This window comes from Microcoleus sp. S36b_A4 (assembly GCF_036700645.1).
In the GTDB taxonomy this organism is placed as follows: Bacteria; Cyanobacteriota; Cyanobacteriia; order Cyanobacteriales; family Microcoleaceae; genus Microcoleus.
The window spans coordinates 1-18,828 of sequence record NZ_JAUBPI010000061.1 but is presented as its reverse complement, the minus strand read 5'-3'; the positions used below and the strand labels follow the sequence as shown (position 1 = coordinate 18,828).

9 protein-coding genes and 1 pseudogene are annotated in these 18,828 nt (G+C 44.1%); all 10 read right to left on the bottom strand.

Annotated elements, in window-relative coordinates:
• Positions 1-4: 4 nt before the first annotated feature.
• On the bottom strand, positions 5-1,069 hold the full coding sequence (locus QUA03_RS18940; protein ID WP_333213922.1) for an NAD-dependent epimerase/dehydratase family protein: 1,065 nt from the start codon (positions 1,067-1,069) through the stop codon (positions 5-7).
• Positions 1,062-1,823 (bottom strand): glycosyltransferase family 2 protein, encoded by a 762-nt coding sequence (locus QUA03_RS18935; protein WP_333213920.1) that lies wholly within the window; start codon positions 1,821-1,823, stop codon positions 1,062-1,064. Before QUA03_RS18935 ends, QUA03_RS18940 begins: the two co-directional genes overlap by 8 nt.
• Before the next feature lie 3 nt (positions 1,824-1,826).
• A complete protein-coding gene (locus QUA03_RS18930; RefSeq protein WP_333213918.1) occupies positions 1,827-3,644 on the bottom strand; it encodes a hypothetical protein in 1,818 nt (605 codons plus the stop codon).
• A 222-nt stretch (positions 3,645-3,866) separates the two neighbouring features.
• Positions 3,867-5,867 carry a chromosome partitioning protein ParA gene (locus tag QUA03_RS18925; RefSeq protein WP_333213916.1) on the bottom strand — a complete coding sequence of 667 codons (2,001 nt, stop codon included), beginning with the start codon at positions 5,865-5,867 and terminating at the stop codon, positions 3,867-3,869.
• A gap of 58 nt (positions 5,868-5,925) precedes the next feature.
• Complete coding sequence (locus tag QUA03_RS18920) at positions 5,926-8,934, bottom strand: peptidase domain-containing ABC transporter (RefSeq protein ID WP_333213914.1); 3,009 nt, start codon at positions 8,932-8,934, stop codon at positions 5,926-5,928.
• A gap of 132 nt (positions 8,935-9,066) precedes the next feature.
• Complete coding sequence (locus tag QUA03_RS18915) at positions 9,067-9,816, bottom strand: peptidylprolyl isomerase (protein ID WP_333213913.1); 750 nt, start codon at positions 9,814-9,816, stop codon at positions 9,067-9,069.
• Positions 9,817-10,089: 273 nt separating this feature from the next.
• Positions 10,090-13,938, bottom strand: coding sequence for a glycosyltransferase (locus QUA03_RS18910; RefSeq protein WP_333213911.1), 3,849 nt, complete (start codon positions 13,936-13,938; stop codon positions 10,090-10,092).
• A gap of 178 nt (positions 13,939-14,116) precedes the next feature.
• A pseudogene (locus tag QUA03_RS18905) lies at positions 14,117-15,161 on the bottom strand (IS701 family transposase).
• A 65-nt stretch (positions 15,162-15,226) separates the two neighbouring features.
• Positions 15,227-15,526, bottom strand: coding sequence for a hypothetical protein (locus QUA03_RS18900; protein WP_333213909.1), 300 nt, complete (start codon positions 15,524-15,526; stop codon positions 15,227-15,229).
• 92 nt (positions 15,527-15,618) lie between these two features.
• Positions 15,619-18,120, bottom strand: a complete 2,502-nt coding sequence (locus QUA03_RS18895) for a glycosyltransferase family 2 protein (protein WP_333213907.1) — start codon at positions 18,118-18,120, stop codon at positions 15,619-15,621.
• Positions 18,121-18,828 lie beyond the last annotated feature (708 nt).

Genomic DNA, 18,828 nt, shown 5'->3' with positions numbered 1-18,828 from the left:
ATCCCTACAAAATTGAACTTAAAACCACCTCATTAGCAGCAATCCAATCATAAATATCCTGCAAAGCCGCTTCCGGCCCAATAGCAGGCCGCCATCCTGTTTTCTCCATCACCCTAGAAGAATCAGTAATAAAAATCGGAATATCCCCCGCGCGTTCCTCCAAAACAGGATTAATTGAAATCGATTTTCCAGTAATCTTTTGGCACAAATCAGTTGTCTGAACCAAAGAAAGACTGTTGCTCAAACCACCGCCAACATTAAAAACTTCGCCGTCAAATTCAGCGAAATGTTCTAATTGATAATTAACTAACCTCAACAAATCTTCAACGTGCAGCAAATCCCTAACCTGCTTCCCGCTGCCGCCAAAACCGATATAACTCAGCGACTTTTGAAAATAGTGGGCCGCCACCCACAAACCGCAAACTCCCTGATCTACTTTACCCATTTGCCAAGCACCAGTAATTAAGCCGCAACGGTTAATAATTGCGGGTACATTGTATGATTCCCTGTATTCCTCAATCAGCAATTCCGAAGCTAATTTAGTTGCTCCGTAAAGCGAACGGTGTCCTTTTAATGGGAAGTCTTCTGATATGCCCAACTCGGATATACCGGGTAAAGTTTGCTCAGGGGCGATCGCAAATCTATTTGGCAACTCTAACAGCTTAACCGATTTGACACTGGCGATCGGATAAACCCGACTGGTAGACAAAAATAGCAAACTCGCACCCGTTTGTCTCGCCAACTCCAAAACATTTACAGTGCCCAGTAAATTCGTCTGCAAAACGTACTGAGGTGAACTAAAACCAGCCAGTACAGAAGGCTCCGCAGCACAATCTATAATGCAGTCAGCATTGAGTGCAACTGGATCTAAATCTGCCGCTGTGCGAATATCCCCGTAAACAAACTGAATCCCGCAACTTTTAAGCCGAGGCAGATTCAATTCCGAGCCGCGGCGACGCAGGTTATCTAAACAAATTATTTGCCATTCCGGGTGCAGTTTCTTCAGGCCAATTGCCAAACAACTGCCGATGAAACCGGCACCACCAACAATTAAAATTCTCTCAGGCATTCACTTTTAATTTTGCTATCTTTCTAGTCCGGTGGTAGTCGCCGCGAGACAGATGTTTTTCCAGCCATACATACAAGACAATAAACAAATATCGACTGCCCATCTCTTTGATTTTCAGCTTAGAAATACCAGCAGTCCGGTTGTACCACCTCAGAGGAATCACCGTATAGGAAAAACCCCGAACGATTGCTTTTAAAGGCAGTTCGACTGTCAAATTAAAATGATGGCTCAAAATCGGTTGTACGCCTTCAATTGCTTCTCTTCGGTAAATTTTAAAAGCATTGGTGACATCGCTGTACCGCAAGCCGAAAATACTTTTGACAAACCAGTTTGCTAAGCGGTTAATTGCTAACTTGTGAAGTGGATAATCCACCACAAAGCCACCTTTGATAAAGCGGGAACCAAAAACGCAATCATATCCTTCTTGTAGCTTGCGGTATCCTGCTACCAAATCCATCGGATCGTCGGAAGCATCCGCCATCACAATTGCTGCAGCATCTCCGTCAAATTCCGCCAATCCCCGGCGCACAGCAAATCCGAAACCGTTGGGAGGTTGATTGTTGATGTATCTAACTGTGGGAAAAGTCTCTGACAACTCCTGGCAAATATCAATAGTTCGATCGACACTGTTGTCATTCACTATCAAAATTTCGTGCGGAATGCCTTCTAAATCGAGCGTCTGGGCGAGCGCCCGCACAGTACCGTACAAACAGCCCTCCTCATTGTGGGCTGGTATAATCACAGAAATTTTCACTCCTCATCCTCCGCGCAACTGGACAAACTTGTTGTCAACAGGATTATACACCCAAGCTTTAATTTCCGTTTGGGCGATCGGCAAATTATTATCCGACAAATCAACAGCCCACCTTGCATTGTTGTACAACTCAGATTTTAAACTCTTAGCAATGTCGGGACTGTCCAAATTTACATAAGCGTTAGCAAAAAAAGATTGTTTATCGCCGACAGATAGCAGTACAATATTCGGCTGTTGCAATTTTTCTGGCAAAACCGCCCAACCAGCAGCCTTGATAGCATCATTTTGCTTAACAGTCAAGGATTTATCGCTAGTTTGAGGTTTGTCTAAATAACCGTAAACTTTCTCCGTATTAGAAATAAACTCTACATTTTTCGCGAACTTAAGCCAACCTATTTTTTCGATAATTGCAGCGCCTTCTCTCACCAGCCAAGTTTTTTTGCTCAGCACCCTCACACAGCTTTCCGGTGAATTATTGAAAAAATCAGATGGTTCCAGATAGTTAATTAACTGCAAACAATCTTGAGCGCCTTGTTTGTAAATAATTGCGGATCTAGTTTTGGCGATCGCCAGTTGAGAGTTAACAATAATTGTAGCAATTAACAGCCCTGCTACTACCCGATAAATAAATTTATAGTTAGGTTTTAACGTTGCTTTTGTTTTGGGATCATTACCTGGGACAAACAATTGCCATAGCTGAACCACAGCAATTAAGAGCAAAATTGAATTAGTCGTATATCTAGACGATTCGATCGCCTGTATTGCCCCAAATTCAGCCCTACCAGCCGTAATAAACAGAGCCGATAAAACCGAAAACAAACCTATTGACAGCCAAGGTAAAGCCTCATAATTCTCACCAATATCATTCCTATCTGTCATTGCGAGGGAGGAAGGAATCGCCGGGAGTTGAAATTGCTTTTCTGAGTCAGCACTCACAGATGAATCTGCCGAACTTGATACAATCTTTTTCCCAAAATAAACTACAAAAAATACAAAGCTTGCAAATATTAGCCATCCTACCAATGCCGAGATTCCATGCGATCGCACAATTGGCGAACCCAGCAAACTTAAAAAGTAATCAATCACCACAAACGGCTTATTCAACAATGAAATAATACTTGCTTTCCGACTCGGATGATAATCTATTGAGTAAACAGCACAAGTTGCCACAAAGAGCAACATCCAGACAATAAGTCTTTTTCGTTTCTGCGCTGCATTTCTTTCCAAAGCCACCACAGCCGGAATCGCCGCCAACCAAGACAGCAAGCCTTGAGCGAGCGAAAAACTCGCAAAAAAGCAGAATACAGCAGCAATAGAGATTCTAATATTAGGCAATAATTTGTGATGTGAAACCAGCGCATAAACCGCAGCTACAAAACATAAATTCACAAAAAACCAAGCTAATTGAAATCCCCAAAGCCAGTTTTCGTGCTGAACTAGCGAGAAAATCAAAATACAAGTTAAAATATTAGCTAAATGCCACAAATCATCCCCTACATTCTTAACTTGCATCGAGGATAACTTGTACATAGCAATAAAAGTTATCGCAGCCAAACCTATGCTGAGACACAACTGATAATTAATATTCCATCGGGAAGCAAAAGCCAGCACCGCAATAATTATTTTCGGAAAAAGTATGCGGTGGTTGCTGTGCAAAGCCCAAAAATCGTTAAAAGTTACATTTCCCTGAGCTATTTTCTCAAAAAGGCTAGCTAACCTCCACTCGTCATCAACGGGAACGTTAACGCTAAAATTCGCTACAAATCCGATTAACAGGACAACAGGAATTAGATATAAAGTAAATAAGATGATTTTTTTCATGAAAGTGCGATCGCACCGATTGCCATCACCATTTTATATCAAACCCTGTTAAATAATTTTTATCAAGTTTGTAGTGAAGACTTCACTCCTCATAGTTTGAGCCGGGACTTGCATTCCTTACTACAAACAAGTTGAAAAACATAACACATAGAAACCCGGTTTCTTCAAGAAACCGGGTTTCCGAACAGCCTAAAAGCCTCGCGTTCAATTCGGTTAACCGAATTACTTAATAGTCTTGAAGGTATCCATTTTCCCAGTAAATCGGTTGATAAACATCTGCAAAACAGTCCGCTTGCCAATATTGATATTAGAACTCACGGACATTCCCGACTGCAAGTTAACCTCCACTTCATTTGCCTTGCCCTTGTTCAAAACAAACTTCTGATTTTTGAGCTTAATTATGGTTTTGAAAGCATAGTATTTCCGCAGTTCAGTAGGAGGCTCAGCATCGCTGCTAATCTCTATCACTTCACCCTCAGCAGTACCAAACTCCATCGCCGGGAAAGCTTCTACATTCACTTCCACAGGCACGCATTGGTATTTCGTCAAACCCAGTTTCTCTCTGTTAACTTCCTTCTCTGGACAAACGCAACTTTTACCTATTTCGCAGTCAATCTTTTCTCCGTCTAATTGCTTGCCGTGATACTGCTCCAATTTTGCCCGCTTCTGTCTCAAAGCATCCAATACCAGAGCCACATTGCTGTTTTCCAGGTAAACTACTCCTTGCAGACCGTTGTCGTCATCCAAAACTTTGAGCAGCTTTTCAGTTTGCTGCGCTTCGTAATAAGCTTCTTCGCAGCGTGCTGGGCGCGGTTCGCCCGGTTTCAGCACCGTATTAATAATGGATTGGCATATGGGATCTTTCGCCATATCCAACTTAGCTTTCTCCTTCGTAGAAGGCTTCAAATCAAAGATTACCCCCGATACCGGAGCCTTCATCACTTGAGTGTCGCGGTTTTGTTGAGCCTTTTCTAGCTGAGCGTTCACCTCGGACAACTTTTTCAGGTTTTCCACTTTGAAGCGGCTTAGCTGAGAATCGCTGCTGGCAATTTGTTTCTCGTTTTCAGCAATTTTGCTGTAAAGTTCTTTTGCCCAGGAATCCTTGGTGTTTTTTAACTGTTCTTGGGCGCGGGCGATGGACTCCTGAATGCGCGCTTGCTCTCCTTGCTGGCGCTGTATGTCAGCACTAATTTTTTGGATGTCACCTTGACGCGCGTTAATTTCGCCTCGGCGCGTATTGATTTCACCAAGGCGCGTGTTAATTTCGCCCCTGCGAGAGTTGATTTCACCTTCGCGCTGCTTGATTTGATCTTGCTGTTTGAGAACGTCGCTTTGGCCTCTGAAAACATCTTGTTCTTGACGTTCTTTTTGCAGTTCAGCGATGGCTCCTTCCTCAACCAGGGGGGCGAGTCTGCCTAGAATGTTTTGATTCGACTTCAATACTTGTTGGGATTTCGCTAACTGTTCTTGGGCCAAATCTCTCTGAGCCAGGGCGGATTTTACTTGCTCTTGCGAAGAACCTAACTGCTGCTGAGCATAATTTAATTGGTTTTGGGCAAAACCCAATTGTTGCTGTGCCACTATCATTTGATCGCCGGCGGCTTTCTCAGCATCCTGAGCTTGCTTCAGTTGTTTTTCCAACTCCTGAACTTGGCCTTGAGCTGCAGCGACGCGAGACAGAAATTCCGATCGATAATTAACATAAAGTCCTTGCTGAGCAGCATCAAAATTTCCGCTAGCTCCCCGATTGAGGTACAGTTCGTCAATCAAAGCTTGCAGCACTTGATTTTGTGCCGTGAGGCTCTGTCTGTCCTTGATTGTTGATTCTAGGTTAGAAGGAACAGCGCCTTGAATTTTGCCGTTGACAACATCTTCGTAAAATTTATTTTCCTTTTCCAGAGCTTCTTTAGTTTTCTGTATCGATGTTAAATCGGCGCTGGGTGCAAGGGGGTTGAAAGTGAGCAGAGGCTGGTTTTTTTCCACGCGATCGCCATTTTCAACGTGAAGTCTCACCACAGCGCCCGTAGCAGGTGCTTGGATGTCTCTGGCACCATCTTTGAGTTCCAATTGACCGACAGCGGGGACAGCTTGCTCTACGCTAGCAAAATAAGCCCAAACTACAGCCGAAGTGGTCATCAGCATGATCATCCACAAAAACAAGTGCGACCAAATCGCTGGTTTTTCGAGAATGACTGGTTGCTCAGAAAGTATTAACGATTTCATAGCCATTTGTTAGTTCTCAGTTGTTAAGCGTTAGTGATCAGTTGTGAGTTGTTAGAGATCAGGTATTCGATGACTCTTGTTGTTGGAAGAGGCAGTAGTAACGCCCTTTAAGAGCCATTAATTCTTTATGAGTTCCCCGCTCGACTACAGAACCTTGATCCATCATAATAATTACATCAGCGTTTTGGATGGTAGTCAGGCGGTGAGTAATGAAAAATACCGTGCGGCCGGCGAAAGCTTCTGCTAAGTTATTACAAACTTGGCGCTCTGAATGGTAGTCGAGGGCGCTTGTAGCTTCGTCCAAAATCAGCAGTTTCGGGTTTTGCAAAATCGTGCGGGCGATCGCCAAACGCTGCCTTTGACCCCCAGAAAGCGACGAACCCCGCTCTCCGACTATCGTATTGTAGCCAGCAGGCAAGCCCATAATAAAATCGTGAGCTACCGCTAATTTTGCAGCTCGCACAATCTCATCCGTACTCGCATCGGGATTGCTCAGAGCAATATTTTCCTGTACAGTACAGTTAAACAGCAAAGTATCTTGCAGCACCACCCCAAGTTGGCTGCGGAGCGAATATAATTCCACCTTGGCAATGTCATAGCCGTCAATAAAAATCCGGCCCGACAACGGCGGATAAAGACGCTGTAACAGCTTCATCGCCGTACTTTTACCCGAACCGCTTCCCCCCACAATTCCCACAAAACTGCCAGCGGGAAATTCCAAATTAACATTAGCCAATTGCAGTGCCCCGCTCTCCAGGAATCGGAAGGAAACCTCCTCATAGGTAACCTGCCCTTGAATTGCCGGCAGCGGGATATTGCTCCGGTCTTCATCGCTGGTTTCCGTCGGCGTATCGACCACATCCTTAAGCATATCGATCGACATCGAGACTTCTTGGAAACTCTGCCAGACGCTCACAAAACGCAGCAGCGAACCAGTCACGTTCCCGGAAATAATTCGGAAAGCAATCAACTGACCCAAAGTAATCTCATTTCCCAGTACCAAATAAGCTCCCACCCACAACTGAGCTAAGTTACCCACCTGGTTTAAAAAGCTGCTAATAGTACCGGCCGCAGTTCCCGTGATAATTGTTTTAAAACTGGCTGTAATGTATTTTGCGTAGCGGCTCGACCACTCCCAGCGGGATTTCAATTCAATATTTTGAGCTTTAACAGTTTGAATCCCGCTGACTACTTCCACTAGATAAGATTGAGAGTCAGCAAAACGCATATTTCTTTGTTTGATCAGGCGCAGCACCAGCGGATTGATTAGAATAATCATCAGCCCCAGTATCGGTACCACTGCCAAAGATACAAACGTTAGCTGCACGCTGTAGGAGAGCATCACGGCGACGTAAACCACCGAAAATACCGCATCAAGAACTACTGTCAGAGCTGTGCTCGTCATGAATTCCCGAATCTGGCCCATCATGCTGAATTTATAAACCAGATCTCCCACGCGCCGATTGTCAAAGTAATTTTGGGGCAGCCGCAGCAAGTGGTCGATGACTTCTGCACTCAATTTGACATCGATGCGGTTTGAGGTATCTATAAACAAAAAGGTACGCAAACCGTTGAGCAGTCCTTCAAACAGGGCAACACCTAACAGAAATGCTCCCAAAATATCCAAGGTGTCAATGCTGCGCTGACCTAAGACTTTATCAATAATTATTTGGCTGATTAATGGGTTGGCAAGACCAAATAACTGTACAAAAAACGAAGCGAGCAACACCTCAAAAAACACTGTCTTGTGTTCCATCAGCGCCGGCACAAACCACCAGAAGCTGAACTGCTCTTTTTGTTCGACTTGCGGAGCTTGCAGGAGCAGGACTTCTCCCTGTTCGCCCCAGATTTCTTTAAACTGAGGTATCCGCTTCCGCATCAGCCCCTGTTCGGGCGTGGCCATCACCAATTCTTGCTCGGTGATGCTGTAAATAATGGCAAAGCTATCTTGCCATTTAATCATTACGGGAGCTTTGATGCGGTTGATTGCTTCTGCAGGCACTTGCGCCAATTGGGGCGTGAGGCCGATGCTTTGGGCGATCGCCCCGCAGGCTTGCATACTGATAGAACCAGCGGTTTTTAACTGATTTTCTAGAACTTTGCGGATGATATCTCGACGAAACTTGAGGCCGAAATACTTGCTCAACATTTGGAAGCAAGCAAGCGGGGCCTCAATCTGCCCTTTGGCGCGGAAAACTGGGTATCTCCCGGCATCCTTTGGTTGACCGCTTGCGGGTTCTGGGGGACGATCGGGGGCGTCTATAACCGTGATCGATGTTCCGTTGGGCGGATTCTGCCCTGGGCCTACTGTATCTGTCGAGCCATTTAATGAGTCTGTTTCGGGTTGGGGTTCTGGGGGTTCCCGGAAGCCTACCAAGCGGGCGCCGAGGCGGCCTTCTACTTTTAAGGATTTGGCTGCGTTTTCCACAGAGAAGCGGCTGCCGGTGGGAAAGTCGCCCAAGACGCCGCTGCTGACAAGCCAAATTCGATCGGCATCTAGCTCTTTGGCGATGTCTTGAGTTTTTTTGTTGCCGTTTGGTACGTTTACAACTGTCGCGTCTTGCCAAGCTTGCAGGGTGAGTTCCTTGAGATTGGAAGTGCCGTCGGCTTGGCGCTGCAATTCCAGGCTCAACAGTTCAAATACTTCGCTCAAGGAACAGTGTTCGCGAAAGGCTTCTCCAAAGGTCGGCTGTTTTTCCAGTACGCTCAGGAAATCTTCAGCAGGTAGGACGATCGCGATCACATCTGTAGAAGCAATCGCCGTTTCGCAGGGAACTCCCCTGAGCAAGCCAGCCCAGCCCAGGATTTCCTTCGACTGCACCAAGCGTAAACTTACGTGGCGCTGCGAGCGCTGGTCAAAGCCCAGCAGCCGGGCCTGGCCTTGATAGATAATTGCCACTTGAGTCGGCATTTTTTCCCGTTCAAACAGGGGTTGCCCCGTCCGGTAGCCGAGGAGTTGGCATTTAGCCACCAAGGCTGTCAGAGCCGTCTCTGACAGTCGGTCAAAGGGAGGTGTTTGAGCTAGGAAATCCTGAATTTGGGAGAGGGAAACAGCGGAAGAAGTCATCCAATTTTAGATTTTAGATTTTAGATTTTAGATTGAATCAACAGATTAATCCAGGGGGTTTTTGTCAGGATGCTACGCTTTTTCAAGTCTCCACGGATAAATCCGGGGGCCCCTGACCCAATTGCTGGATTGTCATGATATTGAAGACACGGAGGAGAGGGGCTGTAGCGGGCCTATTTGCGATATCTGTTCGGCGAGCCAGCTTTCAAAGAGTTCGTTAATCAAGTGCAGCCGCATCGATTCATCGAGCTGGGCCGGCATGAACTTTTCTAGTCGAATAATTACCATCCATTCTGCCAGAGGACGCGGCGTCCAGAGTTGATTTGGCTGGCTGACGGACAAAAGTTTGCTGATTGCCGGGTGGGGCTGCGAGAGGGGTACTGGGCCCAACAAGCCGCCTGACTTGGACTCGGGCCCTTCGGAATAGTCGCGGGCCACTTCAGCAAAGGTTTGTTCCCCTTCGAGAATGCGAAAGTAAAGTTCGTTTGCCAGTGCTGGATTTTTGGTGCGTACCAGGGAATAGACTACGTGGTCTAGGCTGGCTTTGCGGGTTAAAAAATAATTATCTACTTTAGGTCTCCAAGTGGCTTGCTTAAATTTTTCGATCAGCAAGGGCCTAACGGCCATCTCTTGAAGTTCTTCTTCCGTCATATTTTGACCGCGCAGCCAAGCTTCTTTGGCTTCCGGGGCTGTCAGTTGGTGTTGTGCCAGAAAGTCAAGGACGGCGGATTGGCGTTCTTCGTCGCTGCAACTAAAGGATGCGATCGCTTGGTCTACTATTACACCCCGCAAGAATTGTGGCATCAACTGATACCGCTTCAGGAGCGATGGCATATCCTGAGCTTGCAGTAATTTATCGCCTATTTGAAAAAGTCCTGTCATTTTTTTATCTCCAACTGACTTGCGCTTCCCCTTTTAATTTAGCTGTGGCAGGAAAAGAGCGACAACCACTAACCCCTCGATTTCCCGATGATAGCAGACCGTCAGTGGGCTAGCGCTATTGCCGTCTATTTCTTGACGCTCTGCCTAGCGAGGGGTTCCCCGCGGGGCTCAGAATGGTAACGGGATGCGAGAGTGGGAGAGTGGGAAAATCTTCCCTCAACATCTATCCGTTAAATCCCGTACACTGCTTAGTTGCTGAACTTCCTTCTTCCTTCACTCTCGGAATAGTCTTTCAAAGAGTGTTTCGAGTTGGGTCGAGCAAGCGCGAATGTCGAGATATTTGGGGTTTGCCGCCATTTTTTGCTGGATTCGCTCGCGGTAGTGGCGGCGCAGTTCTGGGTTGGTTCCCAGTGCTGTGCTCAGATCTAAATAAGAGTTCTCGCTGTCTGCTACCAGTTCCGGAAGTAGCAGTTCTTCGAGCACGGCGGCTGATTGTCGCGATCGAGTTGTTTGCCCTTTTCTTACCACTACAGGCAACCCCACCAACAGGGGTTCTGCTAAGGAGCAGCCACTGCTGTATGGATAGGAGTCTAAATATATATCAGCCAATTCCAGACATTTTATGCAATCGGTGCGAGATGGCAGCGCCTTGATCACAACTAAGCGCTTTTTGTCAATCCCAAATTCGGCAAAGAGCGATCGAATTTGGTTGTAAAAAGGCACCGTCGGATAGTTTCCATTGCGGGAACTAAAGGGATACAAAACTAAAATAGAATTCGGTACGGCAGCAATAATTTTTGCCCAAGTTTCTCTCAATTCTGGGATAATTGTCAAAGCTGGAGCGCCGGACATGAACACTACAGATTCCTCAGTGGCTCCCCAACTCCTGCGAGTCGGTTCAACTGTGGCAGGTGCTGATCCTACAGTATAGCTTAAACAAACTCCCGACCCTTTTAAAGTAATTAATTTTTCGCGATACTCTGCTGCTGCACCTGCGGGCAATGTCAAATCCCCAGCAATGAAATAATCGATATTTCGGCTTCCGGTGGTTGCGGGGTTTGATGCACCGGTAGCTATTTGCACCCGCGCTAGTCGGTGCAGGCACAGAAGGGCGCTTGGTTGAGAAGTGTCGGTAGTATTGGTGCAGATTAGCAGAATATCTAAATCGTGCGATCGCATTTCTCGAACTTGATTGGGCAAATCTTCTGACAGTTGCACCAGTTTGTCGGCGCAATTTTCGCAATATTTCCCCAGTCGCTCGTCTTGTACCTGGAAATAGTACACGATAATTTCAAACTTGCTTCTGTCTAAATATTCAAAACTCGGAATTGCTGCACGAGTCTCGGATTCATCACTAATTTTATCCAGCAAAAAGCCAACTCGGATTTTAGTTCTTTCAGGTTCTTTCTGAGGAAAATTCCATTCTATTTGACAGCCGATATTTTTTAAATAAAATTCCACAATATCAGCTCGCTGACTCAATATATTGAGCAGATTGACCTCGCTCAAATACAAAGTTTGGAATCTAACATTTTTCGCAATAAAAGTCGCCAAATAACGCCAAACTTCTGAATTGGGAAAACTGGCGATATTAGCAGCGACGTAATTGATTAACTGCTGGAAATATTCAGAGTACCTTTCTACTTCCCAGTTTTGTTTAAAATAACCGGGAGACTGAAATATAAATTTCAGAAAATCGTCAAAAAACCACTTGGGAATCGCTGCATTGTTATATTCAAGTGGCAACTGATAAGCGTCGCGGTACAGCATCGCTGCGAGGAGATATTGCATCTTCTCGGCAATTTCTCCTCCTTCAGCAAGTTTCGATGATAACTGCTGAACAAAACTTTGTTCTGACTCAGTTAAACTTTCATTTTTGAGGGCGCTATCTCGTAGCAATTTATGAGCTTTACCCATGTCTTTCGAGTAAGCAGTTTCTAATTTTTCCGCTGGCAAATTCAGCCAATATTCAGCTAGCTGCTGGCGGTATGGGCGCAGCGCGAGAAGAGGCTGTTTTGAGGGAAATTTATTGTATTGATCAAGGAGTGGTGACAATTCCGATAAACTCGGCTGGGTTCTCAATGCCAACTTATGGCGGATTGTCTGTTTGATTTGTTGATCCAGGAAACTGTAATCAGGACTATTTAGTAGTTTTTTGTAAAATCTTACTACATCCTTATGATTTTCCCCAGCCGCGAAGTTTTTCCAAGTTTGTTGTTCGGGATGAATCCGCAGTGAGGACAGTTTTTCATCTACAAATCCGATGTGATAGTTTCCCATGATTCGCCACCACATATCTAAGTCTACATACTGAGATAATCCCGAATCAAATAATCCTATTTCTTCAAAGATTCGCGCGGCAATTAAGACGGTACTCGGTTCGCCAATTTTGTTTATGGGGTTGCTCAAGCAGTTAGTATCTGCCAGTAATTCTTTTCCTAGCTGAATAGATTTTAAATTCGACCAGCTTTTATGCAAATCTTTAATTGATTGGGAAGCTCTCCGCAAAATCGGGTTAGATTCATCTTCAGCTATGGTGATGCCACGCGGGGAGAAAACCATACCTATTTTGGGATTTTCTTGGGCGAGTGCGACCATTTTTTCAATACATTCTGGTGCGAGCAAGTCGTCTTGAAAGAGAAATTTAATGTATTGACCTTTTGCTTGAGAGATGCAAAAATTCCAGTTTTGTGATAAACCGTAGTTGCGGTGCAGTACGATGCGGAAATCGACTGAGGTTTGTAATTGGAATGATTGGGCGATCGCAATTGTGCGGTCTGTGGAGCCGTCATCGGATATGATCAGTTCTATGTTAGGGTATGTTTGGGCCAAAGCACTTTGAATTGCTTCCCCAATAAATGCTTCTCCGTTGTATGTCGGAATGCAAATGCTAACCTTCGGCTGCTCGTTTGGCAGCTCTCCTTTTGATTGACTTTGTTGCTTTGATTGTGGCAAGTTAGCCCTAATTTTGGCAGACTTCGCTTTGGATGTTCCTGACAAAAGTATGCTTTGAAAGTTATCGGTAATCTCGGCAATATATTCGAGACGTTTTCTAATTTTATTACCAGTAACTTGCGGGTTGAGTAAAGTCTTAATTTCCTCAGCGGCTATCGCTCCCACTTGTTGAGCTTCCCGGTGATTGTTAAAAACGTACCGCATTAAATCAGCAGCGTGTTCCACATCCGCTTCGGCCCAAACATTGCCTTTTTTGTAAGGCCCGCAATCTTGCTCAATTGGGATTAACTTATACTTGACTAAATAGCTATTGCCGACATTCATAAATTCTGTATTTGATGAATAGCCGGTGGCAATTACGGGTTTCCCGTAAAACATGGCTTCAGCCATTGTTAAGCCAAACCCTTCGCAGCGGTGCAGGGATACATAACAGTCGCAATTATACAGCAAACCGTTAAGTTTATTTTTGGACAAATACCCGTCTAGATGTTTGATATTTGAAGAATTAGCTATGGCCGATTTTAATAATTTTTGCTCCTCTAAGTGTTTGTTTGAATTAGAAGATTTGATAATCAACAAGAGGCGGTCATCTTCGCCAAAAGCTTGTTTAAATGCTTGAATTGTCGCTAAAGTATTTTTGCGCTCAATGCGACTGGAAAAGTCGAATACAAACAAGAAAATAAATTTATTTTTCGGTAAATTCAGTGCTTCTCTGTTCAGGGAAGGTGCGGGAAGAGCAATACTGGGCATGATTTTGATGACGGGAATTGGCGCAAGTGCAGAAATTGCCTCGGCGCAATAGTTGCTGTAAGTCCATATTTCGTGAAAGTGATTAAATGCTGGCTGCCATTCTGGGGGAAATGCGGGAAGTTCCCAGGCCCAAAAGCCGATATTGTATTTGTTTTCAAAATAGGTGGAACCTGTATGTTTGATAAAGGCTGCAACTTGATCGGCGTTGACTTGAATTAAGTTTACGGGATGGGGATTGTCTTGGCTAAAGTTTTGATATGTAGTGTCTTGTTTGCGGTGAGGACTGCGGGTAAAATTGTTTATGGCGAAGGGAATCCCGGCGGCTTCTGCAGCCCTGATATTAGCTCTGACACCTTCTCCTATACCAAATTCGCCGTTAATGTAGCCGGCGATGTTTATTCCTAGACTAGGGTTCATAGTTTTTAATGAATTTAGCACAGTGTAGTGTGGATTTTTTGAGGCTGTGGGCGAATGTCTGAGGGTTTCACCCCTCAGACATTCGCCGTCCTGAATAGGCAGAATGATTGTGTAATCACGCAGCATATTAAATAATTTATTATGACTCTAGGAGTTACGCATTGACAAAAAACCTTATCTATAAGTTGCCGATCGTGCCATTACTATTAAGATTAGCAAAAATATGCTCACTTACAACTAAAGTAAATAGATTCCGTTGTACTTCATACCAATTGGTAATTATTTTTTCAACGCGCATAAACTCCAGCCTAACAAAAGCTTGAAGGGAACAAAAGATGTGAGTCTTGATTGCGTGAGTATCTCTAGCCATGAACCGACAAATTCCACAGACTTGTTTTATGGCTCAATGAAAGGTTTCAATTCCCCAATGAGTATCATGAATTATCATAAATTCATTTCTAGTTATATTTTTAATTTTTTCCTCATCGGGAAGATACAAGATAGAATGTCTAGAGTCTTCTTTTTTAAAGTCTTTCCTAAACAACTTGACAAATCCAAATTCTTTCAGATGAGTTCTCAATCCTGACTCTGGAATTACCAGATTCCTTACTTGGCAATACTTATGCGGCTCATTTGAGACAGTTCTGTTTTTTTCCATTCCGAATAGAAAACCCAATTTCTTGTTTTTTAGAAATTTTAAGTTTTCTACTCCTGAATACCAACTGTCTCCTGTCACTATTCTTGGCTTGACTCCCCAGCTTATTATTTCACTTATCATCTCTCTCAAATAATCGTTTTTTGTTTTCCCCTCCTTTTTATCATATATTCTGTAATTTATTGGCACTGAATTACTATTAATATCGCTGTAATATAGAGTAATTAAATTTAAGCCAATAATTGTTTTATGCGCTTTTCCTGACCAAAAATAACTGATTAACTCGGCATTTTTCGGGTCGCTGTAAATCTTTTCTATAACAGTATCGTCTACACTTAGTATTCCTCCTATCAAGTTAATAATTTTCTCTATTATATTGAATAAATCTTTCGGTTTATATCGCTCTCTCAATCAAAAGCGATTCACACCCTGAATGTGAAACGTCTCCCAATATTTCTGATAACCTGCTACAACCTCCAAACTTTGGCTCTGACAGTAAAAATAAGGTGTATAGGTCTAGATTTCATTGCGCTGTGGAGGGTAAGCGTGATTTCTCTGATTGTCCGATACCTAGAAAGTAGACGACATATATTTATCAATTCACTATTTTGTTATTCTGTTAATGCGTAACTGCTATATTCCTGCTTTCGATCGAGATGGCATTGATTCCCAAACACCATCTTTTGAAAACTTTAGATTAGTTGTGAACCCATCATCCCAGACAATTGTAATTTTGTTGGGATTCTGCTTGACTGAACGGCCTATTGTTTGTGCTTGTCGGTGATTCTGTCCGTAAAAACTGCATTTAGAGCGATAATTCTCAGGATGGTTTTTGGTTTCTGCTTGAACACCGACACTCACACCAGTGACAGATGCTAGGAGCAAATTTGCCACCAAAACCGCTTTATAAAACAAAGATGAGTTAAGTTTCATGGATTGGGTAATTTAGAGAAAAATAACTAACTTTATGTTACCCCAATATTCATACTGTGATGTTTTAATCAGGATATAACAGCGAGATATGGCTAAAGTTGCGAAACAGCGATCGGTCTAACTGACCTATTCCTCTCAAAAACAGCCCTCGGTTTCAAAGCAATTCTCAACAATAGCCACAGCGCTCGGCATTCTCCGGGAGTTTCCTGGCGCTGCCACTGGCCCGGCCGACAGTACAGCATTTCGATCAAACATCGGTGCTGGCTAATGTTCAGGCGATCGAACGCAATTCGCACAGTGGGAAATTCCACAGAACTGCACTCTTTTCCATCCCAAAAACTTGACTCCAACTGAGATTTATCGCTCACCAACTCCATCTTAGCCACAGGAATAAAACAGTTCTCTTCCATGATTTCCAGAGTCGCAGAATCGCAATCAATTAAACCTTTGGCTAAACCACGCTCTGTGCCCAACTCAACAACAGACGGCGCTACCGATCTTCTTGGTTTGACTGTCACACTGCGAGAGAGTGGTTTCATTTTACCCTGGGATAAACTTGTCTCAAAGGCATATTTTTGCGAAATCTCTGCTGCTGTAAAACTTTCTTTACTGCCTTTATTTTTCACCGCAAAACTTGGCCACTGCGTCAAAGCAACTTCCGCGCCACTTTCCGAAATTACAGTGGTTATACCCCAAAAACTTTTACCGCCAATATTTAATTGTACAACCCTGCGTAAATTGAACCATTCGTAAATGTCCGGCTTAGGAATATCCACCAAAATCAGTAATGCAATCCCGATCATCAGCAGGTTGTAAGCGCTCCAAATCCATCCCAAACTCATTCCTTTTGACAAATGTGCACTTTCTGATATTGAGTGTAAGGTGGCCACATTTCTAACTAAATTAATGTTCAAATTGTGCCACAAACTGACTGCTGTAGCTGCGAACAAGACAATCAAAGGCCATCCCAAATTCCAGTTAAAACGAAAGCGATCGCTCGCCATTCCTTTTGGTGTCACCTGAAACCCTTTCCCAAAGGGATTCAGCATGGAACTCACCACCGTCACCGCTAAAGGAATACACTGGACGAACGAATAAACATCGGAAAGCAAAGCCGATCCAGATCTGCGGTTCAGCCAAGAAAACACAGTAAGTTGCACCAAATAGTAAGGCAGGAAAAAGTACAGCAATTCCCGCGCACTTGCCCGCAAAGGAATGATGCCGAAAAATGAATAAGCTAAAGGTATTAACAGATATAAAACCTTGGTTAAACTGGTAAACCAATGCAGTAATCCTTCCAAATGAGATAGCCTTTGTACGAATGTGAGACCGCGAATTGTTAAAGGATTGGAATCAATAAAAAATGCCTGAAGCGTGCCTCGCGCCCAGCGTAGTCTTTGATTTAGATGAGCTTCTATATTTTCAGCCGCCAAACCAGCACTCAATTTTTCATCTAAATAAACTAACCGATATCCGGTTGCTGACAGCCGAATTCCGGTAAAATAATCTTCGCAGATTGAATCTGTGACCAAGCCTCCCGCTGCTTCTAAAGCACTCCGCCTCACAACAAAAGATGTACCGCAACAAACCACGCTGTCGGCGCTGTCTTTGATGATTTCAATTTGCCGATAAAAGATTTCTTCTTCCGGCGCCAGCACATTTTCTAAACCTAAATTACGAGAGATGGGGTCGTGATTGTAAAAGCTTTGCGGTGTTTGAACGAGGGCGATTTCGGGATTTTGAAAAAATCCAACTGTGCGAGTTAAAAAGTTTTTAGTGGGAATAAAATCCGCATCGAAAACTACAATTAGTTCTCCATTTGTAATGGCTGTGGCATGATTAATGTTTCCAGCTTTGGCGTGAATATTATCGGGTCTGGTTATATACTCGCATCCCAGTTCTTTGGCCAGCAACTTGATTTCAGACCGCTTAGTATCGTCAAGCAAATATACTTTTTTGTTGGGATAATCTAATGCTTGACAGCCGATTACACTGCGCCGTAAAATAAAAGCCGGTTCATTGTAGGTTGGGATAAAAATATCTACTGGCGGGGTGAAGTTTCCAGCTTCAACTGCAACTGCCATGCGATCGGCTTCTCGACGCCTGTCTTTGATTCTCAGCATTAAATACAGTTGAATACTGGTGTTGAAAACCAGTAACATTTCTAGGAAAAATAGCCCCAAACTAAAGATACCGTTGAGGGGATCGTTTAAATTTAGAGTAGCGAGCGATCGCCATAAAACGTAGCGAATGGTTAAAGCCAGAACAATTGCAACTACCACAGCGCGTGACCATTTCTGCGGTTGAGGCGAAATTTTAATTGCAGCTAAAGCAACGGAGACAAGTGCGATCGTCGGCACTAACAAATACATCTTGCTCGTAGCAGGCACTTGCAGCCACACAGGCGGGTTTTGCTGCCAAGTGTTGATTGTGGCAAAAATACCGCTGACTGTACCTTCACTTCCAAACCAGGCTGCGGAGATCGCACCTGCGAAAGCAACCGCCCCCAACACGACTAGCGTTGCCGTCTGCACCCGCGAAATCCGCCCAAAGCGGCGTTTCAAGTCTTGAAAATCAAATCTTGAAGTTGTCATAAAATAATTTTAAAGTCCCGATCGTGCATGCAACAGTAAGGGTGTCCTGCTGTCCACTTTTTAATTCTGTTGAAAATTCCGACACACCCCCATTAGTATATTTACATTTTTTAACATTTTGACCATTGTATGATAATTCATCTTGCTTGCTGTTGCCAAACTGCTTAGCGAGTCCAAACCTCGCAAAATATAGCAGAAGGAAGAAGGAAGAAGGTTTGAGTTACCCAGGAGAGAAGTTATATGAATTCCGGTAACACTGGAATGATGAGGAGTGGGGAGTGGGGGAATGTGGAATTATTGACCTTGACTTTATCATTCCCACTCAACCGGAAAAGATATCAGAAGCAATCTTCGGCAAGGATTTCAGCAATGTCGGCAACAGGGTTTCGGGCCTATTCCATAATAAAAAATAATTCTTGTGGGCCGTTTCTGCGACGCCGCCCATAAAAAGCTGATTGAAAATACTGCCACATCTGGGTCATAAACGTCGGGCGCGCTTGCTATAGTTCAAAAAAAATTACAGCAGTTCTCAATCTTGGTGAGGTATGCCCTATGCCCACGGAGGCCTATGCCCACGGAGGCCTATGCCCGCTTATCAAGCGTGGATCTCATGTTAGGAATGAGAATTAAATAGGGCTTGCTGAATATATCGCCCGCGTGTTACGTGGCCTGGGTTATTTGATCGCGCGCTCAATAGTAAAGTGCAAG